At 42.4% G+C, this 18,302-nt stretch carries 14 protein-coding genes, 1 tRNA gene and 1 pseudogene; 9 read left to right on the top strand and 7 right to left on the bottom strand.

From position 1 onward, the window contains the following. Nucleotides 1-157: 157 nt before the first annotated feature. Nucleotides 158-1,243 (top strand): metallophosphoesterase, encoded by a 1,086-nt coding sequence (locus JMY06_RS09355; protein WP_201618029.1) that lies wholly within the window; start codon nucleotides 158-160, stop codon nucleotides 1,241-1,243. A gap of 85 nt (nucleotides 1,244-1,328) precedes the next feature. Continuing rightward, the gene (locus tag JMY06_RS09350) at nucleotides 1,329-2,498 is read left to right on the top strand and encodes a metallophosphoesterase (protein WP_201618028.1); all 1,170 of its coding nucleotides are present in this window, start codon (nucleotides 1,329-1,331) and stop codon (nucleotides 2,496-2,498) included. A gap of 62 nt (nucleotides 2,499-2,560) precedes the next feature. On the opposite strand, the gene JMY06_RS09345 is transcribed toward JMY06_RS09350, so the two are convergent. Further along, a complete protein-coding gene (locus JMY06_RS09345) occupies nucleotides 2,561-3,895 on the bottom strand; it encodes an alpha/beta hydrolase (protein WP_201618027.1) in 1,335 nt (444 codons plus the stop codon). Between the two features lie 428 nt (nucleotides 3,896-4,323). Between JMY06_RS09345 and grpE the strand changes: the two genes are divergently transcribed. After that, complete coding sequence (grpE, locus tag JMY06_RS09340) at nucleotides 4,324-4,929, top strand: nucleotide exchange factor GrpE (RefSeq protein WP_201618026.1); 606 nt, start codon at nucleotides 4,324-4,326, stop codon at nucleotides 4,927-4,929. Between the two features lie 268 nt (nucleotides 4,930-5,197). Beyond that, nucleotides 5,198-7,144, top strand: coding sequence for a molecular chaperone DnaK (gene dnaK, locus JMY06_RS09335; protein ID WP_201618025.1), 1,947 nt, complete (start codon nucleotides 5,198-5,200; stop codon nucleotides 7,142-7,144). Nucleotides 7,145-7,531: 387 nt separating this feature from the next. On the opposite strand, the gene JMY06_RS09330 is transcribed toward dnaK, so the two are convergent. Continuing rightward, nucleotides 7,532-7,708: a hypothetical protein gene (locus JMY06_RS09330; RefSeq protein WP_201618024.1), complete on the bottom strand. Its 177-nt coding sequence runs from the start codon at nucleotides 7,706-7,708 to the stop codon at nucleotides 7,532-7,534. Nucleotides 7,709-8,098: 390 nt separating this feature from the next. On the opposite strand from JMY06_RS09330, the gene JMY06_RS09325 reads away from it, so the two are divergent. From JMY06_RS09325 to JMY06_RS09310, 4 genes and pseudogenes are all read left to right on the top strand, one after another. Continuing rightward, nucleotides 8,099-8,653 (top strand): porin family protein, encoded by a 555-nt coding sequence (locus JMY06_RS09325; RefSeq protein ID WP_201618023.1) that lies wholly within the window; start codon nucleotides 8,099-8,101, stop codon nucleotides 8,651-8,653. Between the two features lie 214 nt (nucleotides 8,654-8,867). Next, a pseudogene (locus JMY06_RS09320) lies at nucleotides 8,868-9,317 on the top strand (NfeD family protein); the annotation flags it as partial. A 312-nt stretch (nucleotides 9,318-9,629) separates the two neighbouring features. Beyond that, complete coding sequence (locus JMY06_RS09315) at nucleotides 9,630-10,490, top strand: SPFH domain-containing protein (RefSeq protein WP_201618032.1); 861 nt, start codon at nucleotides 9,630-9,632, stop codon at nucleotides 10,488-10,490. Between the two features lie 194 nt (nucleotides 10,491-10,684). Then, entirely contained in the window at nucleotides 10,685-12,115 is a 1,431-nt protein-coding gene (locus JMY06_RS09310) for an esterase-like activity of phytase family protein (protein ID WP_227672269.1), read from the top strand. An 84-nt stretch (nucleotides 12,116-12,199) separates the two neighbouring features. Here the strand turns inward: JMY06_RS09310 and hemN are convergent, their stop codons facing one another. After that, a complete protein-coding gene (gene hemN, locus JMY06_RS09305) occupies nucleotides 12,200-13,732 on the bottom strand; it encodes an oxygen-independent coproporphyrinogen III oxidase (protein ID WP_201618021.1) in 1,533 nt (510 codons plus the stop codon). A gap of 346 nt (nucleotides 13,733-14,078) precedes the next feature. Here hemN and JMY06_RS09300 point away from each other — a divergent pair, with 346 nt between their 5' ends. Further along, nucleotides 14,079-15,608 (top strand): YifB family Mg chelatase-like AAA ATPase, encoded by a 1,530-nt coding sequence (locus JMY06_RS09300; RefSeq protein ID WP_201618020.1) that lies wholly within the window; start codon nucleotides 14,079-14,081, stop codon nucleotides 15,606-15,608. A gap of 273 nt (nucleotides 15,609-15,881) precedes the next feature. Here the strand turns inward: JMY06_RS09300 and JMY06_RS09295 are convergent, their stop codons facing one another. From JMY06_RS09295 to JMY06_RS09280, 4 genes are all read right to left on the bottom strand, one after another. After that, entirely contained in the window at nucleotides 15,882-16,553 is a 672-nt protein-coding gene (locus JMY06_RS09295; protein ID WP_201618019.1) for a phosphoglycolate phosphatase, read from the bottom strand. A gap of 133 nt (nucleotides 16,554-16,686) precedes the next feature. Next, nucleotides 16,687-17,187 (bottom strand): DUF4385 domain-containing protein, encoded by a 501-nt coding sequence (locus tag JMY06_RS09290; RefSeq protein ID WP_201528401.1) that lies wholly within the window; start codon nucleotides 17,185-17,187, stop codon nucleotides 16,687-16,689. Between the two features lie 178 nt (nucleotides 17,188-17,365). Further along, a tRNA-Phe gene (locus JMY06_RS09285) sits at nucleotides 17,366-17,441 on the bottom strand. Nucleotides 17,442-17,603: 162 nt separating this feature from the next. Continuing rightward, on the bottom strand, nucleotides 17,604-18,026 hold the full coding sequence (locus JMY06_RS09280; protein ID WP_201618018.1) for a hypothetical protein: 423 nt from the start codon (nucleotides 18,024-18,026) through the stop codon (nucleotides 17,604-17,606). Nucleotides 18,027-18,302 lie beyond the last annotated feature (276 nt).

Here is an 18,302-nt window from a genome sequence, read left to right as displayed (position 1 = left end):
CAGTTATGAAGCTGCTGTGATTCTAGCCTGTGTCTTTATTTGGCTGCCGCTGATTTGAATTCTATACAGACCCTAATGAAAATACCCAATCGATATAGTTAATTACATAATTTTGGCTTAAGATGGCCTAGTGTTTTGATGACCAGACCTATTTATAATGTTGAAGTTTATTGTTATTACCCAAGTATTAGCGCTATCCACCAGTGCTGCTATGTACTGGCTACTGCGTATAAAGCGCCGCCGTCATATCGTCGCACTCGTAACGTCTGTTGTTATTATCAACAACATAGTACTGATTTACGGGCTGAGTGAATACAAGCGCGGGCGTTTTGATGTTTATTTGGTCGTGAGCATTTTGCAAGGTTTTATGGTTTACGCCGCTTTGATAACTGCGGTTATTGCCGGTATTTACTGTCGGGTACTTAAGCAGAAGCAGCGGCCTAGACTAGTGCGGACGGTAGCGGTCGGTGTTTATATTGGCATTGTTGGATTATCAGTATTCAATGCTTATTCACCCGTAGTGCATCGTTTGACGGTTAAGACGAATAAGCCGTTAGATAAGCCATTGACCATGGCCTTAGTGTCTGATACCCATTTAGATAGATTGTTTGGTAATCGACAGCTGAAGAAATTAGTCAATCTCGTTGAGGCGCAGAACGTTGATGTGGTGCTGCTGGCAGGTGACATTATGAACGACAGCACCTATTATTATGATAAGACCAACATGCATGAGCAACTATCAAAACTACAGGCGCCGCTTGGCGTTTATGCGGTACTGGGCAATCATGATTATTCGGGCAATCAGGTGCCGATTGCTAAAGCGGTTGAGCGTGCTGGTATACAAGTGATTGATAATAAAAGTGTGTTGTTAGATGAGTCAGTATGGCTGGTGGGGCGTTCAGATGAAACTGACATCGGTCGTCCTATAGCAAAAGATTTACTGATGCAGGTTGATATCGATAAGCCAGTGATAATTATGGAGCATAATCCCTCAGAAATTGAAATAATCAGTGCGTTGCCGGTTGATCTGCATTTATCTGGCCATACTCATGGTGGACAAATTTTTCCACTCACTACCTATATGAAGTGGTTTAAACCATTGGTACATGGTGCTAAACAGATTGCTGGCACTCAGTTTTTGGTGACATCGGGTTATGGCTTTGGTGCCGTACCCTTTAGGTTAGGTACGCGCGCTGAGATATGGGTAGTAACCCTACAACCTGCAGAAAAACCAGTAGATTAATAGGCTTCAACAAGCCCTAATTTTAATCACATTTTTAAAGTAATAACGTGACGATAATGATAATAAAATAGCTTTAGGACAGACCATGCGCTACGTATTTTTTATTACCATCATTGTGCTATTGCAGCTGTTTAGTTTAGGGACGGCATTAAGTTTGCAGTGGTGGTTACACCCCTGGGCAGCATTAATGCCGATGTTACAGACCGCGGTATTTATAGCCGTATTTATAATCAGCAATGGTCTGCTATTGCTAAGCGTTACTAAGCTACTGGCTAACAGTTATCGCTGGGTGAGTGGCTGGATGTTGGTTATGCATTTCATCATACTTACCGCTGTGCTGACCAGTTTATTGTATGGTGGTTATTGGCTCATTATTATGCTCAGTGGTGGCTTCATTAACGATTTAGGTATGGTCGAGCTGGGGCTACGAGATTGTGCTCTATTTATCTTCATCGGACTGTTTGTTTATGCCTTATATAGCGCTTATATGCCCGTAATACGCAAGCAAACTATTAGTATTAATAAGCCCATGCACGGGCAACTACGTATCGCGGTGGCCAGTGATCTGCATCTAGGTCGTTTGTTTGGTAGCAGTGCTATAGATAGATTGCGTCGTCTGGTCGTCCATTCTAAAGCGGATATCCTGTTGATGCCAGGCGATATTATGGATGATAATACCCAAGCTTTTACCGCTTACGATATGGCAACTAATTTAGCTGAGTTATGTGAAACTCTGCCATACGGTGTCTATGCCACTTTAGGCAATCACGACTTATATGGTCATGAAAAGTCAATTATTAACTCCTTGCGTACTGCTGGCGTGCAGTTATTAAACGATCAAGTATTACGCTTAACGCATCAAGGTCAACCGATTTGGCTGGTGGGGCGCTTTGATAATCATAAAAGCCAGCGTATGGCGACTACCGAGTTACTCACGCAAGTGAATACAGATGAGCCGGTGATACTATTAGATCATCGGCCTAGCGATATCCTTGAACATAGTGCGCTGCCCATTGATTTACAGGTCTCAGGCCATACGCATAACGGACAAATTTTCCCTGCCAACTTTATTGTCAATGCCATTAACCGTTTGGGTTATGGTTATGAAGCCATTGGACGCGGACACTTTGTAGTGTCGTCCGGTTATGGTTTTTGGGGTATACCGTTTCGTTTAGGGTCACGATCTGAGATTTGGCTAATTACAATGACAGGTAAAGAGGCTATATCTAGACCTGCCAGCATTATTAAATCTTAACAATTTCAATAAACCTTATGTCTAAATGTCTTTAACGATTCTTTTAATACTCATCCTTTTTTTTATTCTGACGGAATAGAATTCGCTTCTGTGTCAATTATCTGCAGTACAAAATCAGCAAATTCGTTAATAATATAATCGATTTTGCGCCCAAGACCCTGATGAACACTCATCAAATGAATAAAACCATGCGGCGCGCCCAGTACTGTATGAGTCTGAGATTCGATATCATCCTCTTGTAATTGTGCAGCATAAGCCAGTGCCTCATCGCGTAAAATATCTAATTCCGCGGCGACGATATAGCTCGGACACATATTCGTATTGTTGCCATGCATGGGCGAGATAAGCGCATGCGAGCGTGTTAAAAAGCTGTGCTGCATGTAAGCAGCGTCGAACACTTCAATATCATCATGATCTAGTAGCAATCCTTGACCATATAAGCCCCAGCTCGGATAATCAGCCTCGATATCGGTCACCGGATATAAAGGCAGCTGTGCCAGTGGGGGCGGTAAATCTTGCAGTAAGTTGGTAGTGGTCTCAGCATCCAATCCTGAATCCAGCCACTGAGTAACGTTTGGCGCAGTCACCTGCTGTGCGACCAATATGGCAAGGCAACCACCCGCGCTGTCGCCAGATAATACAATACGTGATGGTAAAACATCTAAGGTATAGCAGTGCTCAGCCAGCCATTTATAAGCTGTCAGGCAGTCGCGTAGCGCCGTCGGTGCAGAGTGTTCAGGGGCCAGTCTATAGTCAACACTGACCACTACCCAGCCAGTTTTTGCACAGACAGCATGACAAAATTCGTGATGGGTATCGACATCTCCGATACAGAAACCCCCGCCATGAAAGAACAGCATGGCTATTTTATCAGTATTATGTTTATTAGGGTTTTGCTGATTACTATCCTGCTCTTGATAACAGCGAATAGTCATATCACCGCCATCAGCGTTAGCGATATTTTTATCTTTCCAGCTGACTATTAAGCCTTTTGATAATGCGCTTTTTTTAGTCTTCGATTTAACATCAGTATTGGTCTCAATATCAATACCAGCATCAGGCTGCTGCCATACCTTTGGGGCTTGCAGCGCTACCGCATCGGTGGCAAATTTGTGCCGCAGCTTTATCAGCTGATTCAATTGTAGCGGTCGCTTGAGCTTACTATTAAGAGCGATGATCAAGCGTAGATGGGCATCGGCATGGGGATATTGCTTAGCAGTAGGGGCATTTAAAGAATGATTAAGACGCTCAAGTAGCGGCGTAGGTAACTGACCTAATCCCTTTAAAAGATAATGCAGTAGGTGCTGCCGATTATTCGGCTTAGCCGCCTCCGGCGCAGTAGTTTTTACCACTTTTGTCACCAGTGCTTGTAACGATGGTATTGGTAAAATAGGCATAATACCCCTTATAAGGTCAAAGTCAGTTCTAGCTAGTATGGAGCAGCCGTTGCTTTATTAGCATTATAATAAAAGCTGGGCGGCAAAAGGTTACGTGCGTCTCGGTGACAAAACCGTAACCGACATGAATTTTTATCGCTCACTTATGCTTTGTTGTTTTTAAGCGTCTTACCGTTTATAGGCTTCAATAATACTGCCTATTTATACTCATTATTTTATTTAAAGCAAAAATTCATCACGGTTAGGCTTGAAATTTACCCTCATCACCTTTATCAAGCAGCTATTGAGTCCTATTTATTAAAGCTAAGTGGACGAGCCGCAAGCGGTTTGTAAAAATGTTTGAACGGTCAATAAGTATACACTATGACCGATTTTGTTTTAAATTGAAAAGTCCTCATTAAGAGTCATTAAAAATCATAGGAGTTATCATGAGCGAGCAAGCCCCAAACCAAGAATTTGACACTCAAGACCCAAAAGCGGCGCAAAGCAACATTGACCGTGATGAGAGTGTTTTAGAAGAAACCTTAGACGAGTTTAATCCGCAGGCCAACTCAGGTGCGAATAAAACCATCGAAAACGAAATTGATATTGATGCCTTTGAGGCGCGTATCGCTGAATTGGAAGGCGAGGTTAAGCAAGCCAAAGAAAGTACCGCTCGTGCCAACGCCGAAACTTATAATGCGCAAAAACGTATGGAACAAGAAGCGGATAAAAGTAAAAAGTTCGCCCTACAAAAATTTGCCAAAGAGTTGTTAGAAGTGGTTGATAACCTAGAGCGTGCGATTGAGAATGCCGATGCTAACGATCCTGTCGCCGAAGGGGTGACCCTCACGCACAAAGCGCTGCTGGCCGTATTGAATAAAAATGGCGTAGAAGTAGTGGATCCCCAGGGCGAGAAGTTCGACGCTGACTTTCATGAAGCAGTAGGCATTGACGCCGATGCGCCAGCCGATACTGTTGGTACCGTTTTGCAGAAAGGTTATAGCTTAAACGGCCGTCTATTGCGCCCAGCGATGGTACGTGTTGGTCAGTAGTTTTGTGAGTAGTAAATTATTTATTAGTGATAGTCCTTATTAAAAGTAAGGGTATTCACAAAAACTCACATAAAAGAAAATATTTGCGCGGTCATTGACTTGAAAAAATACAAGCGCAAACCGATATAAAACAGCAAGTGACCAGTTATGGTCTGATAAGTCTAGTTTGGTATGATTAAATGAGTACCGCTGCTAGCAGCTATAAATAGTAACTTATAGAAATTGATTTATATAAACAGTAACTTAGAATAAATTGGAGCAATGAATTATGGGTAAAGTAATTGGTATTGATTTAGGTACAACCAACTCATGTGTCGCAGTGATGGAAGGCGATAAAGTCAAAATCATTGAAAACGCTGAAGGTACACGTACTACGCCATCAATCGTCGCTTATAAAGACGATGAGATTCTGGTTGGTCAGTCAGCCAAACGTCAAGCGGTAACCAACCCGAACAAAACATTATTTGCAATTAAGCGTCTAATTGGTCGTCGTTTTGACGACAAGGTCGTGCAAAAAGATATCGGCATGGTCCCTTATAAAATCGCCAAAGCGGACAATGGTGATGCTTGGGTTGAGATTAACGATAAAAAATTAGCGCCACCACAAGTTTCAGCTGAAATTTTGAAAAAAATGAAAAAAACAGCTGAAGACTATCTTGGTGAAAGCGTCACTGAAGCAGTCGTTACTGTTCCTGCCTACTTTAATGATTCACAGCGTCAAGCGACTAAAGATGCGGGTAAAATTGCCGGTCTTGATGTGAAACGTATTATCAACGAACCAACTGCCGCCGCTCTTGCCTATGGCATGGATAAAAAGCAAGGCGATCGTACCATTGCTGTCTACGACTTAGGTGGCGGTACTTTTGACGTATCAATCATTGAGATTGCTGACGTTGATGGCGAGCAGCAGTTTGAAGTATTAGCAACCAACGGTGATACATTCCTTGGCGGCGAAGACTTTGACTCAGCCCTAATTGATTACTTGGTAAGTGAGTTCAAAAAAGACCAAGACGTTAACTTAAAAGGCGACTCTTTAGCGATGCAGCGTCTCAAAGAAGCAGCAGAAAAAGCTAAAATTGAGTTATCAAGTGCCCAAAGCACTGAAGTAAACTTGCCTTATATTACTGCTGATAGCAGTGGTCCTAAGCATTTAGTAGTAACGATTAGCCGCTCAAAACTAGAGAGCCTAACCGAAGCGCTAGTTGAGCGTACTATGGGCCCTTGTAAGATTGCGATTGATGATGCTGGCCTAAAAGCTGGTGACATTGATGATGTTATCTTAGTGGGCGGTCAGACTCGTATGCCACTAGTACAGCAAAAAGTACAAGATTTCTTCGGCCAAGAGCCACGTAAAGACGTGAACCCTGACGAAGCAGTAGCTGCTGGTGCAGCGATTCAAGGCGCGGTATTGTCGGGTGACAAAACGGACGTATTGCTACTTGATGTGACGCCATTGACACTTGGTATTGAAACAATGGGCGGCGTGCTTACGCCAATTATTGAGAAAAACACCATGATTCCTACCAAGAAATCACAGGTATTCTCAACGGCAGAAGATAACCAGCCTGCAGTGACCATTCAGGTGTATCAAGGTGAGCGTAAAATCGCGAACCAAAATAAACAGCTTGGCCGTTTTGACTTGACGGATATTCCGCCAGCACCACGTGGCTTGCCACAAATCGAAGTAACTTTTGATATCAACGCTGACGGTATCATGAATATCTCAGCGACCGATAAAGGTACTGGTAAAGCGCAAAGCATTCAGATCAAAGCAGATTCTGGCTTGTCGGATGAAGAAGTCGAGCAAATGGTACAAGACGCTGAAGCCAACGCTGCTGAAGATGAGAAATTCGCAGAGCTTGCGCAAGTTCGTAACGAAGCGGACGGTCGTATCCATGCCGTACAAAAAGCGTTAAAAGATGCGGAAGACAAAGTGTCTGATGATGAAAAATCATCAGTAGAAACCGCTATCTCTGAGCTTGAAATGGCTGCGAAAGAAGACGATCATGAAGACATAAAAGCCAAGCTTGAAGCGCTAGATAATGCCTTCTTGCCCGTTAGCCAAAAGATTTATGGTGATGCCGGCGCAGGTGCTGAGGGTATGGATCCAAGCCAGTTCCAAGAAGGTGCGGATGATGCAGCTGAGGGCAACCAAGCTGACGACGACGTGGTTGATGCTGAATTCACAGAAGTGGACGAAGAAGATAAGAAGTAAGTTTTTTCTAAAAGCTCTGTTTCTAAAAGCCAGTATTAAAAATTATAATTCATAAAAAAACGCACCTTTCGAGGTGCGTTTTTTTTTAATCATGAGTGATAATTTTATATCATAAAGACATCAGCTATCAGCACTTCATAGTTTAGATTAACGCAGGGTTGACCATTGTCGCCTTGTGATACAAACTGTTGTAAGCGCGCTTTTGTTCATATAAATGGCTTGGACGTTGGCTCAATTTGGTGTTATATTTGAGCTCGTATCCGACTGGTTGAGACGCCTGTCAACTTCATGTGTTTGAGCATATCGTAAGGGCGTGTAAATTGTAGGTTAAAGCGATGGGCGGGCGGATAGCTAAACTTGCTCAAAGCCAGCGTTGTCCAATGCCAATTAACCGTCTGCAATCGTTAGATACTCTAGCTCTTGTCCGGTTAAAGCGTTAATTTGCAAAAAATAATCTGGCGTAGAGTTATTAAATAACGGCTGACCTTCCACTTGTAGCCGTAAAGATGACTGCTTTATAAAGTTTAATGGCTCATCAAACAAACCATTGCGCAGTATGGGCACTGAAAATCGAGTTGTAGTTCTTACCTAAATCTATTGTTTAAGCATCACCGATAAGTCTCTTAGCTGACGGTAACAAATGACTGTAATTACGGTTGTTCTTTAATATAACTATTCAATCTTTTCACTCTAATTGAAGTTAAAATAAGCTCAGGTGAGTAGGTATTATTACACAAACATAGAGAGAGTAACAAGATATTTCAAACCCAGCCTTTTGTAACCCTAACACTGACAAATACTTGCAAAAATTAACTGTCGTACTGTTAAATACTGACACTATAAATGAAATGGTTTGTTACTATGTATACATCGTTAGCAGATAAGGCGATCTGGCTATAATAGTCAGCATAATTAAATAACTTGTTTGCCAAAATTGATTTTAAGGAGATGACGATGAAAACTCTACAAAAAACTTTACTCGCCCTAGCAGCTGGTTCTTTACTGAGTGTAAGCGCACAAGCGGCCGTCTCTTATGGCAATGGCTACACCGGTCAGCCTTACGTTGGTGTAAAAGTTGGTAAGTTTGATTTAGATACTAACGGCGCTAGTGATCCAACAGCTTATGGTGTCTATGGTGGTTATAACTTCGATCCTAATTTCGGTGTTGAAGCTGAATATGTAGGTTCAGACGACGCTAATTACTATAATGGTGACGTCGATGCCAAAACTTACGGTGTATATGGTACTTACCGCTATTTCGTTCCAAACACTGCCTTATATGGTAAAGCGAAATTAGGTGTTGCCAGAACCAAAATTGATGGTTCTAGTAGCTATACCGATAGTATTGGCATTAGAAGAAATAATCGTGTCTCAGACAGCGATACAAGACTTGCTGGTGGCCTAGGTGTCGGCTATGCCGTAAACTCTGACTTCGGTGTCGAAGCTGAATACGATATTGTCGGTAGTGACGCTGATCTAATGACAGTTGGTGCTCATCTGAAATTCTAAGCTTATTAAACTTATAATGCTTAATTATAGTTTGATGATTTAGTCTTAGAGTATAAAAAAACGATCACTTTATGTGGTCGTTTTTTTTTACTTTTTTTAGAACAGTCGTTTTAATTATAAAATAAAATTAACAAGACAGGATTTGTTTTTAAGGCAATATTAACAACGGAATTGTGCTACATTAAAAGCTAGAATTGCAAAGGAGGGTACGGTAATGATTGAGACTATTTGGATGATTGAACCGTGGCACTGGCTGGTATTAGGTTTCTTATTAATGATTATTGAGATGCTTATTCCCACTTTTGCCAGCCTTTGGTTTGGCGCTGCGGCAGTAATTGTTGCTGCTTTATCATGGCTACTGCCCATCTCTTTATTATGGCAAGTGCTTGTTTGGTTGACTCTATCAGTACTGTTTATGTTTACTTGGTTCAAATATATCAAGCCATTGTCAGTAAACCGTACGAAGGCAGGACTGGGCGGCAGTGTGATTATCGGTGAGACGGGTATGATTGTGCTTAAGCCACAAGCCGATGCGCTCGGACGCGTGCGCTTTAGTGTCCCAATTGTAGGTGCAGATGAATGGTTTTGCCGCACGCGCGACGAAGAGGTTGAAGTGGGCGACCGTGTGATAGTAACAGAAATCATTGGTAACGAGCTTATCGTAGCGCTTACTAAACGAATAGACGCGCCTATTATTGACATAGCCGTGCCTATTATTGATGATCGTCCTGTCATTAACCGTCGTCCTGTCGCAAATAAACTTAGTCTTAATAAAGCCGATCTCGATAAAATAGATCTTAATAAATAGCTCACTGACAAATAATCTACTGAAGTATTTATTTAATAGCTCCTTAATTAATAGCTTTGTTCAGTATAGAAAACACCTACAACACCTCAGAATCACAGATATATAACATTGCCGTACCATTTATAGCGATGGTTCAAGGAGAGCATTATGAATAACATCATCAACAGTATGAATAGCATGAGTATCGTTTTATTGGTATTAGTTGCTTTAATCGCCTTTACCGTTTTTAAAGGCGTACGGATTGTACCGCAAGGCTATAAGTGGATTGTTCAGCGATTAGGGAAATACAGTCAGACACTTGAGCCTGGTCTTAACTTGATCATTCCTTTTGTTGATAGAGTTTCCTATAAAGTTACGACCAAAGATATCGTACTTGATATTCCATCACAAGAAGTGATTACTCGTGATAACGTGGTTATCGTTGCCAATGCGGTCGCTTATATCAATATTGTTCGCCCAGATAAATCCGTCTATGGTATCGAAGATTATGCGTATGGTATTCGTAATTTGGTACAGACATCCTTGCGTTCGATTATTGGTGAAATGGATTTAGACAATGCCTTGTCTAGCCGTGATGAAATAAAAGCCAAGCTTAAGCATGCCATCTCAGAGGATATTTCTGATTGGGGTATCACTCTAAAGACGGTGGAAATTCAAGATATTAATCCGTCACCGACCATGCAAATGGCGATGGAAGAGCAGGCCGCAGCTGAACGCCAACGCCGCGCTACCGTTACTCGAGCCGATGGTCAAAAGCAGGCTGCTATCTTAGAGGCCGATGGTCGCTTAGAAGCCTCACGCCGTGATGCTGAAGCGCAAGTGGTACTTGCTAAAGGGTCAGAGGAGTCCATTCGCCTCATTACTGGCGCGGTAGGAGAAGAGGAGATGCCGATTGTTTACTTGCTGGGTGAGCAGTATATTAAAGCGATTCGAGAATTGGCTGAGTCTGATAACTCGAAAATGGTGGTGATACCCGCTGATATTCTAAGTACGGTTAAAGGGATGGTCGGTGATAAATTGAAAATATAATAGGCGTTATTTAAGTATATAAAAGTTTAAATAAATGAAAATAGGCGGTTAGTATTTTGCTAGCTGTCTATTTTTTTGTCTATAAATTATAGCAAATTGACAACAAATCAGTCTTCATCTGTCTTTTTATTGGGGTATGGTTTTATAGCGCTATTTATTTAAACCATTAAAAAATATTAAATTAGGAAATAAAAATGTCAAAAAACAATAAAAAAGAAGAAGCTATGCATAAAGTAATTAACCAGAATCTGGAATTCATTCAGGGCAGTCCACTGCCTTATAGCGTGCTTGGTAATCAACATACCAATGCCGCCTATCCTGATAAAAAGCTAGAAATTCGTGGTGGCGGATTTGGCTCAGATGCGGCTGCCCATCCGACCAATGCCAATCAATTCTACGCGTTAACTGATCGCGGGCCTAATGCTGACTTTGATGGTAGCGCTGGTCCAGGTAAACGCTTTTTGCTACCTGGCTATACGCCGCGCATTGGATTGTTTGAATTACAAGCTGATGGAAAGATAACAAAGGTTAAAGAGATTCTACTTAACGATACTAATGGTAATCCTATCTCTGGACTACCCAATCCAAAAGCGTTGGGCGGTACTAATGAGGTTCCGTACGATGTGTCAGGCAAGCTCATGACGGTTAATCCTGACCTGTCTTATGATGAGAGTATTAATCCAATCAAAAATGATATCAATGGTCTTGACCCTGAAGGTCTAGCACCATTAGTAGATGGTAGCTTTTGGATCAGTGATGAGTATGGCCCGAATATTATCCATTATGATGCCGATGGGGTAGAGATTGCGCGAATTAATCCGTTTGCTAATGATAAGCGTAATAATGTCATGATCAATGGCAAACCGGTTTTATTGCCTGCGGAATTTGCTAATCGCCGAGCCAATCGCGGTATAGAAGCCTTGACTATTACTCCTGATCAAACAACGTTAGTCGGTATCATGGAGTCTTCAATGGACAACCCAGATAAATCAGGACGTGACTCGAATTTGACGCGCATGGTTACCATTAATCTAGTCAATGGTCAGATTGAACAATATTTATATCGTCTCAATAAAGCGCAACATGTAAATTCTGGTATCGTCGCTTTAAGCAATCATGAGTTTTACCTCATTGAACATGATCGCAAATTCCCTCTACAAGACAAATCTGCGCAAAAATATATTTATAAAGTTAATATTGCTCAGGCTACTAACATTGAAGCTATTGCTAGTGAGTCGGACGAAGGTAGCGCTGCTAGATATAGTATTAAACAGAATAGTCTTAAGCAAGATAAAGGTTTGGGTCTAACGATCAATGGTCAGACGCTAGAGCAATTTATTGCCGCCGATGATAGTAGTTGGCAAGCACTTGCAGAAATGAATATCAAGCCTGCCAGCAAAACCTTAGTGGTCGATGTTCTCGCTACCTTAGATTATCCGCACGATAAGCTTGAGGGCTTATGGTTACGTCGGGATGGCTCGTTGGGTTTATTAAATGATGATGACTTTGCTATCACTGACTTAGTCATGGCGGATGGTAATAACACCGTTGAGCAAAAATATCTAGACAGTGACAAAACCATAGAAGATGCCACTAGGCTATATATTGTAATGCCTAGTGAATAAGTAGGTAAAAATATTTATTTTTATTCATTCTTAACCAAAAAAGGACCTCGCATTGAGGTCTTTTTTATTGCTAGCGGAACTTTATTAAATAACTTTAGAAAAACGATTTTTATGTTTTTTCTCAAGATATTCATCGAATACCATGGCCACGTTACGGCCCAATAAGCGACCCTTAGGCAAAATGCGGATACCAGCCACATCCATATCTATCAGCTTGTCTTTTTGCATCTCACCAAGCTGTTGAATCTCATTAATGAAATAGGTAACGGCATCGATACCAAATTTTTGATTGACGTCTTTAAAGTCGATATAGTCATGACATAGTAGATTCATGATGACGTACTCACGCAAGCGATCTTTGATTGAGGTTTTGATATATTTGACCGCTGGCATGGCCATAGGATTATTGTTTGCAGCGTTAATATTGTCTTGATAAATCTGCAAGTCAGTGTGATTTTGCAAAATGTAGCTACTATTGGCATTGGTGATCTGACTGATTGCAGATACTCCAAAGCCTAACAAGTCACAGTCGCCCATGATGGTATAACCTTGAAAATTACGGTGCAAATGTCCTTCGCGCTGCGCCACTGCCAGCTCATCATCAGGCTTTGCAAAATGATCGATACCGATGAATTGATAGCCTGCTTCAGTTAAGGTATTAATAGTATTACCGAGCATGGCAATTTTTTCAGCTGGATCTGGTAAATCCTCGTCTTTAATTTGGCGCTGGGCTTTAAAGCGTTCAGGCAGATGGGCATAGTTAAATACTGACAGACGATCCGGTGACATCTCTATAATACGGTGGACGGTTTTGTTCAATGTCGCAGGGGTTTGGTGCGGTAAGCCATAAATCAGGTCAATATTAATCGAATGAAAGCCTAGATCTCGGGCTTCATTTAAGATGTTGGCGATCATTTCTGCTGAGTGCACCCGATTAACGGCAATCTGTACGGCTTCATCTAAATCTTGTACGCCTAAACTAATTCGGTTAAAGCCAAGGTTACGCAAGGTTTGTAGGGTTTCGTCACCCAGCTCGCGTGGGTCGATTTCAATAGAGTAATCACCCTCATTTTCGGGTAAAAACTCAAACTGGGTTTGTAAAAACTCCCACAGCTGCACCATCTCTTCATCACGCAAGAAGGTTGGTGTGCCGCCACCTAAATGTAGCTGCTTAACCAGCGGCTTGTCTCCGCTCTCCGGTAAGGTCAGTAAGCTGCGCTTGTGCTTAATTTCAGCGATGAGATATTGCAAATAATCGCCTGAGTCACTGTTTTTTTTAGTGATAATCTTATTACAAGCGCAGTAGTAACATAGATGCCGACAGAACGGGATATGAAAATATAACGACAGGGGCGCACGTGCTTCACGATTCTCGAGGATTTTGGCCTCAAGACCATCCGGCATCGGCAAAAATTCTAAAGCGGTCGGGTAGGAGGTATAGCGCGGCCCAGAACGATTGTATTTATTAACAAGGTCTTCATCAAAGGCTGGTAGCTGTTTACTACCACTAGTACCACGAAGACTGGCATAAGGGTTGTTTACTTGTGCAACAGGGCGTGTAGTGGTCGGCTGTTCATTTGGCTGCTGTGCATTATTATATTCTGCTTGCTGTGACATGCGACATTCCTCGTTTTGACCGTGTGTAGCGTGCTAGTTATTTGCTAGCGGGTTGTTGGCTACTTTTGAGCTATATAAGCCCTGACCGTTAAAACCCACATGGCTTTATGCTATATAGTTCTATGCGTTATCTGGCTAACAGTGTTGGCTAAGTAGACAATGACCAGTATAACAAATCCTTGTCTTTAGTGTGGTGGCTGAGGCGTTCTTTTATACTGAATTAACGGTAGCAATACCATCATAAATCAAACTTGGCGCAATAGACTTTATTAATAATGAGACACGACATTTGCGCATAGATAGAGAATACTTTATTATCGATAGTTCCTTATATTAGGTAACACTCATGTCATTCGCTCAGGTCTATACCCGCTCAGTCGTCGGTTTGCACGCACCACAGGTCATTATTGAAGTACATCTGTCATCAGGCTTACCCGCTTTGACTATCGTGGGACTACCGGCCGCGGCAGTTCGTGAGAGTAAAGATAGAGTACGCTCTGCTATCTTAAACTCTGGCTTTCAGTTTCCCAATCGTCGTCTTACTATTAATTTAGCGCCTGCTGATTTACCAAAAGATGGGGCACGATTAGATCTGCCTATAGCGATTGGTATTTTGGCTGCCAGTGATCAGCTTGAACCAGAAGTGCTATCGGCATTTGAATTTATTGGAGAGTTGGCACTCAATGGTGAGCTGAGACAAGTGACTGGGAGTTTGGCAGTAGCACGGGCGATGAAAGCTGAGTCGCTAGCATCAGGAGAGTCACAAGCCCAGCGGCAATTGATCGTGCCAGCAGACAATGGCGTCGAAGCCAGCCGCGTTGAAGGGGTGACAATATTAGCCGCTCAGAATCTAAAAGCAGTCTGTACACATCTACAGTCGTTAGCAGACCCTAACGCAACGGAGGCGCGCTTGGCTATCGTACCGCTAAGCCGCATCAAACCCAATGCCAGTTATCAGGTGGACTTAGCAGATGTCAAAGGTCAGCATCATGCACGGCGAGCGTTAGAAATTGCAGCGGCAGGTGGCCATTCTTTATTATTCACAGGACCGCCCGGTTCCGGTAAGACATTAATGGCATCACGGCTACCGACTATCTTGCCGGACTTAAGCGCGGAGGAGGCGTTAGAAGTCGCCAGCACTTATTCGGTAGCAGATAGCGATTACGATTATGGCACGCGCCCCTTTCGGCAAGTTCATCACACCATATCAGCAGTCGCACTGGTTGGCGGCGGCTCCCGTCCCAAACCCGGCGAGATTACTTTGGCCAATAGAGGCGTTTTATTTTTAGATGAGCTGCCTGAGTTTGATCGTAGCGTTTTAGAGGTACTGCGTCAGCCTTTAGAAGCCAAACAAATCACTATCAGCCGTGCCAATTCACAAATGACTTTTCCGGCTAATTTTCAGCTGGTTGCGGCAATGAATCCTTGTCCGTGTGGTTATGATGGCGACGCATCAGGACGTTGTCGCTGCCGTCCAGAGCAGATTAAGCGCTATCAAGATAAACTGTCAGGCCCGCTGCTTGACCGTATTGATTTGCATATCACTGTACCCGCACTACCGATTGCTGATTTGCAAAATAGCAGCGCTGGGGAAACATCTGAGCAAGTACGTACTCGGGTAGCGGCTGCTCATAAGCGGCAGCTGGCACGGCAACAAAAAGTCAATAATGAGCTAAGCTCTAGTGACCTTGATAAGCACGCAATATTAGCAGAAGGCGAGCAGCAGTTATTACAGCTGGCGCAGCAGCGTCTTAACCTATCTGCTCGAGGCTATCACCGTGTACTGCGAGTAGCACGTACCATTGCTGATTTAGCAGACAGTAGTAATATCACTAGTGCTCATGTGTCTGAAGCGCTTAGCTATCGCAGTAAATAATGAGTCTTAAAATTTATGAATGTTCAAATGCTTAGTCAGCCTTCAACTTCTTAGAATCTAAGCACGCTTGACAAAAAATGGTACTGTTCTTTTTTAAATACGCTTTAATTTCTACCATCACGATACTTTTAGGGGCGAGCATTTCGGCAAAAATTGGTTCACCCCCGACAATCTCTTTATTACAGTTTGCACAACACAACTTACGTTTGAACATTTCTTTTCCCATGCCAATCATGAATGATAAATGCGACACAACTTGTTAGAACGAGACGTTTATTTGAGCAACCAATTAAGCAGCTCAGCAAAGTGATCAAAAGTCTGATTGGGATTACTGTCGCGGATATCTTTACCGTAGTTATAACCGTAGGATAGCCCAACAGTATCGATGCCTGCCTGCTTACCCGCCGAGATATCATTGATAGAATCGCCAATCATAATAGCTTGTGCAGGTTTAAAGTTAAGTGTTTCACAGACGTGTAGTAGGGGTGCTGGGTCAGGCTTTTTAACCGGTAGACTATCGCCGCCTAGCACCATAGAAAATAGTGGTGTCCAGCCCAAACTTTCTAAAATTTTGGGAACAAAGCGAATGGGTTTATTAGTGACTAATGCTAAGGTAAAGCCCGCATCTTTTAATTGTCTTAAACCTTGGTCGACATCAGGATAAGAGGTGGTTTTGCTAGTGTCATGCGCTTCATAAGCATTATAAAATAAGCGCTCAGCGGCTTCTATTTCTGCTATAGATAAACTGTTATCAACTTCAATGCTACCAGATAAGGCACGTTCTACCAGTGCTCGTGCGCCATTACCCACCCATTCTTTTATGGTATGAATCGGATAAGTTGGTTTGCCTAATTGTGTGAGCATAATATTGGCGACACTAGCCAAATCGGGCACGCTATCAATCAAGGTACCATCAAAATCAAAAATTAAAAGTTTTTTAGTCATTATTTATTCTCATTATTATGTGCTGTAAAAAAGGCTTATTGCCCTTATTAGTCAGTTAAGTGCTTTTATCTCTTATTACCTTAGCACAGTGGGTAAAAGTAATTGGTTTTTTGCTATATTGTTCCAGGCATATTTATTCGATATCTTTATAGCGCTGGCGATGTTCAGCTTTCATCGTTAGATAGTTTTCATTTTCGCGGCACAAATCCCATTTCTGTTTAAAGATACGTGCGGATTCGGCTTTGATAGGGTCTTCCTCTTGACGTGGTAGCTCCGCGCGACCATGGGCACCGCTTTGACCTTTTTTATTGTCAGGGACAGCGCCCTTATATTTCTTACCGCCTTTATGATTGGCATAACGCCGCGCCCGTGTATAGCCCATTTGGATAAATTTGCGTGCCATATCGGCACCGATAAAGTCATCCGCAGCTATATAATCTAAGAACATTTGATAAATAGTCTTGCTACTCTCGGTAGCGATATCAGGCGTCGCAAAGCGCCAAGAGGGAAGTATCTCAGATTTATATGGCTCAACCAATAGCACCCCTTGTTCACCGCGGCCAACACGATATAGCTCAGGCTGATCGCGTAGATTTAGGCTCTTATAATCCAAGTCGTAATCAAACTCTCGCATAGTCTTTACCCATGAACGATGGTGACTTTTAGTATAATCAGCGCCATTATATAAATAATAGCCTAAAAGTGTTATACAAGTGTAGAGTAGGGTTTTAAAGCAGTAATTTACAGACATAAAAAAACCTCAAACATAAATGCTTGAGGTTCTTAAAGTACTGCTAGAATCTAGTAACGAATGGTGGCTCGAGGCAGGTTCGAACTGCCGACACACGGATTTTCAATCCGTTGCTCTACCGACTGAGCTATCGAGCCGTCTTCGTTGAGGCGCTATTAAACTAAATATTGGCTCTGCTGTCAAGTTGTTTTTGCGTTTTATGTGATAAAAAAGCAAAGAAAGTCAGTTTTAGGCTAAAAATTCGAAATGTTACTTTCTCTTAACGGTTTTCTCTCAGTAAGTAGTAAATAGCAACTCGCTTATCTTATAACTTGTAGTAGCTCATACTCGGTCATAATACGATGGATATCAGCACCGACCGGCACAAATTGGCGCACGCCTTTTTTGACCTCAGCATCGTACACCAGCTTGATAAACTTGGCATCAATCGCGCGATTTCGATTCTCTGCATGTACGGTCAAATATTGCAGACGTTTGGCATCAGTTTGCCCATCATCGAAGCAGCCAACTGCCGCGATAGGTTTATCATTAAACATGCCAACATATAGACACTGACCACGCTTAAAGCCTTGCTCGATGATGCTTAGCACCTCTGCGCCAGCAGGTTGACTGTCATCAGTATCATAAAGGGCTTGCAGACGCTCAGCTAATTCATGCTCGCGTCCTGGTTTTTTAATCAGTGGCGCATCCAAGCTATTAATGGCAATCGCTTCTAAAGGCATAGTTGGTTCCTACGTTGGTTGATTAGCATTGATTTAAAATACTTGATTCACTATTTTAGCAGAATCGTGCAAATATGAGCGTGGTTTGCTGCTTGGGCGTGGCAGTAAATGTTAGGGTTTGCTATGATGAGGATAGATAACGCTTAGACCGTATTTTAGAAGCTTTCTTACGGTGCTTCTTACAGGCCTTCTTATAGCCTTAGAAGCTGAATTTCAAAGCCGATTTAAATTAATAGATGAAATGACTGTTTCAAGTAAAATGTACAAGCTCAAGTA

The organism is Psychrobacter urativorans, assembly GCF_904846675.1.
In the GTDB taxonomy this organism is placed as follows: domain Bacteria; phylum Pseudomonadota; class Gammaproteobacteria; order Pseudomonadales; family Moraxellaceae; genus Psychrobacter; species Psychrobacter urativorans_B.
This window is presented reverse-complemented; position numbering and strand designations above follow the sequence as displayed.

Bases quoted from the DNA above. Each gene is read 5' to 3' on its own strand.
- JMY06_RS09325 (WP_201618023.1), top strand. From the start codon at position 8,099: ATGAAAACTCTACAAAAAACTTTACTCGCCCTAGCAGCTGGTTCTTTA.
- JMY06_RS09280 (WP_201618018.1), bottom strand. From the start codon at position 18,026: ATGCCTTTAGAAGCGATTGCCATTAATAGCTTGGATGCGCCACTGATT.
- JMY06_RS09315 (WP_201618032.1), top strand. From the start codon at position 9,630: ATGAATAGCATGAGTATCGTTTTATTGGTATTAGTTGCTTTAATCGCC.
- grpE (WP_201618026.1), top strand. From the start codon at position 4,324: ATGAGCGAGCAAGCCCCAAACCAAGAATTTGACACTCAAGACCCAAAA.
- JMY06_RS09295 (WP_201618019.1), bottom strand. From the start codon at position 16,553: ATGACTAAAAAACTTTTAATTTTTGATTTTGATGGTACCTTGATTGAT.
- JMY06_RS09355 (WP_201618029.1), top strand. From the start codon at position 158: ATGTTGAAGTTTATTGTTATTACCCAAGTATTAGCGCTATCCACCAGT.
- dnaK (WP_201618025.1), top strand. From the start codon at position 5,198: ATGGGTAAAGTAATTGGTATTGATTTAGGTACAACCAACTCATGTGTC.
- JMY06_RS09350 (WP_201618028.1), top strand. From the start codon at position 1,329: ATGCGCTACGTATTTTTTATTACCATCATTGTGCTATTGCAGCTGTTT.
- hemN (WP_201618021.1), bottom strand. From the start codon at position 13,732: ATGTCACAGCAAGCAGAATATAATAATGCACAGCAGCCAAATGAACAG.
- JMY06_RS09300 (WP_201618020.1), top strand. From the start codon at position 14,079: ATGTCATTCGCTCAGGTCTATACCCGCTCAGTCGTCGGTTTGCACGCA.
- JMY06_RS09290 (WP_201528401.1), bottom strand. From the start codon at position 17,187: ATGCGAGAGTTTGATTACGACTTGGATTATAAGAGCCTAAATCTACGC.
- JMY06_RS09345 (WP_201618027.1), bottom strand. From the start codon at position 3,895: ATGCCTATTTTACCAATACCATCGTTACAAGCACTGGTGACAAAAGTG.
- JMY06_RS09310 (WP_227672269.1), top strand. From the start codon at position 10,685: ATGTCAAAAAACAATAAAAAAGAAGAAGCTATGCATAAAGTAATTAAC.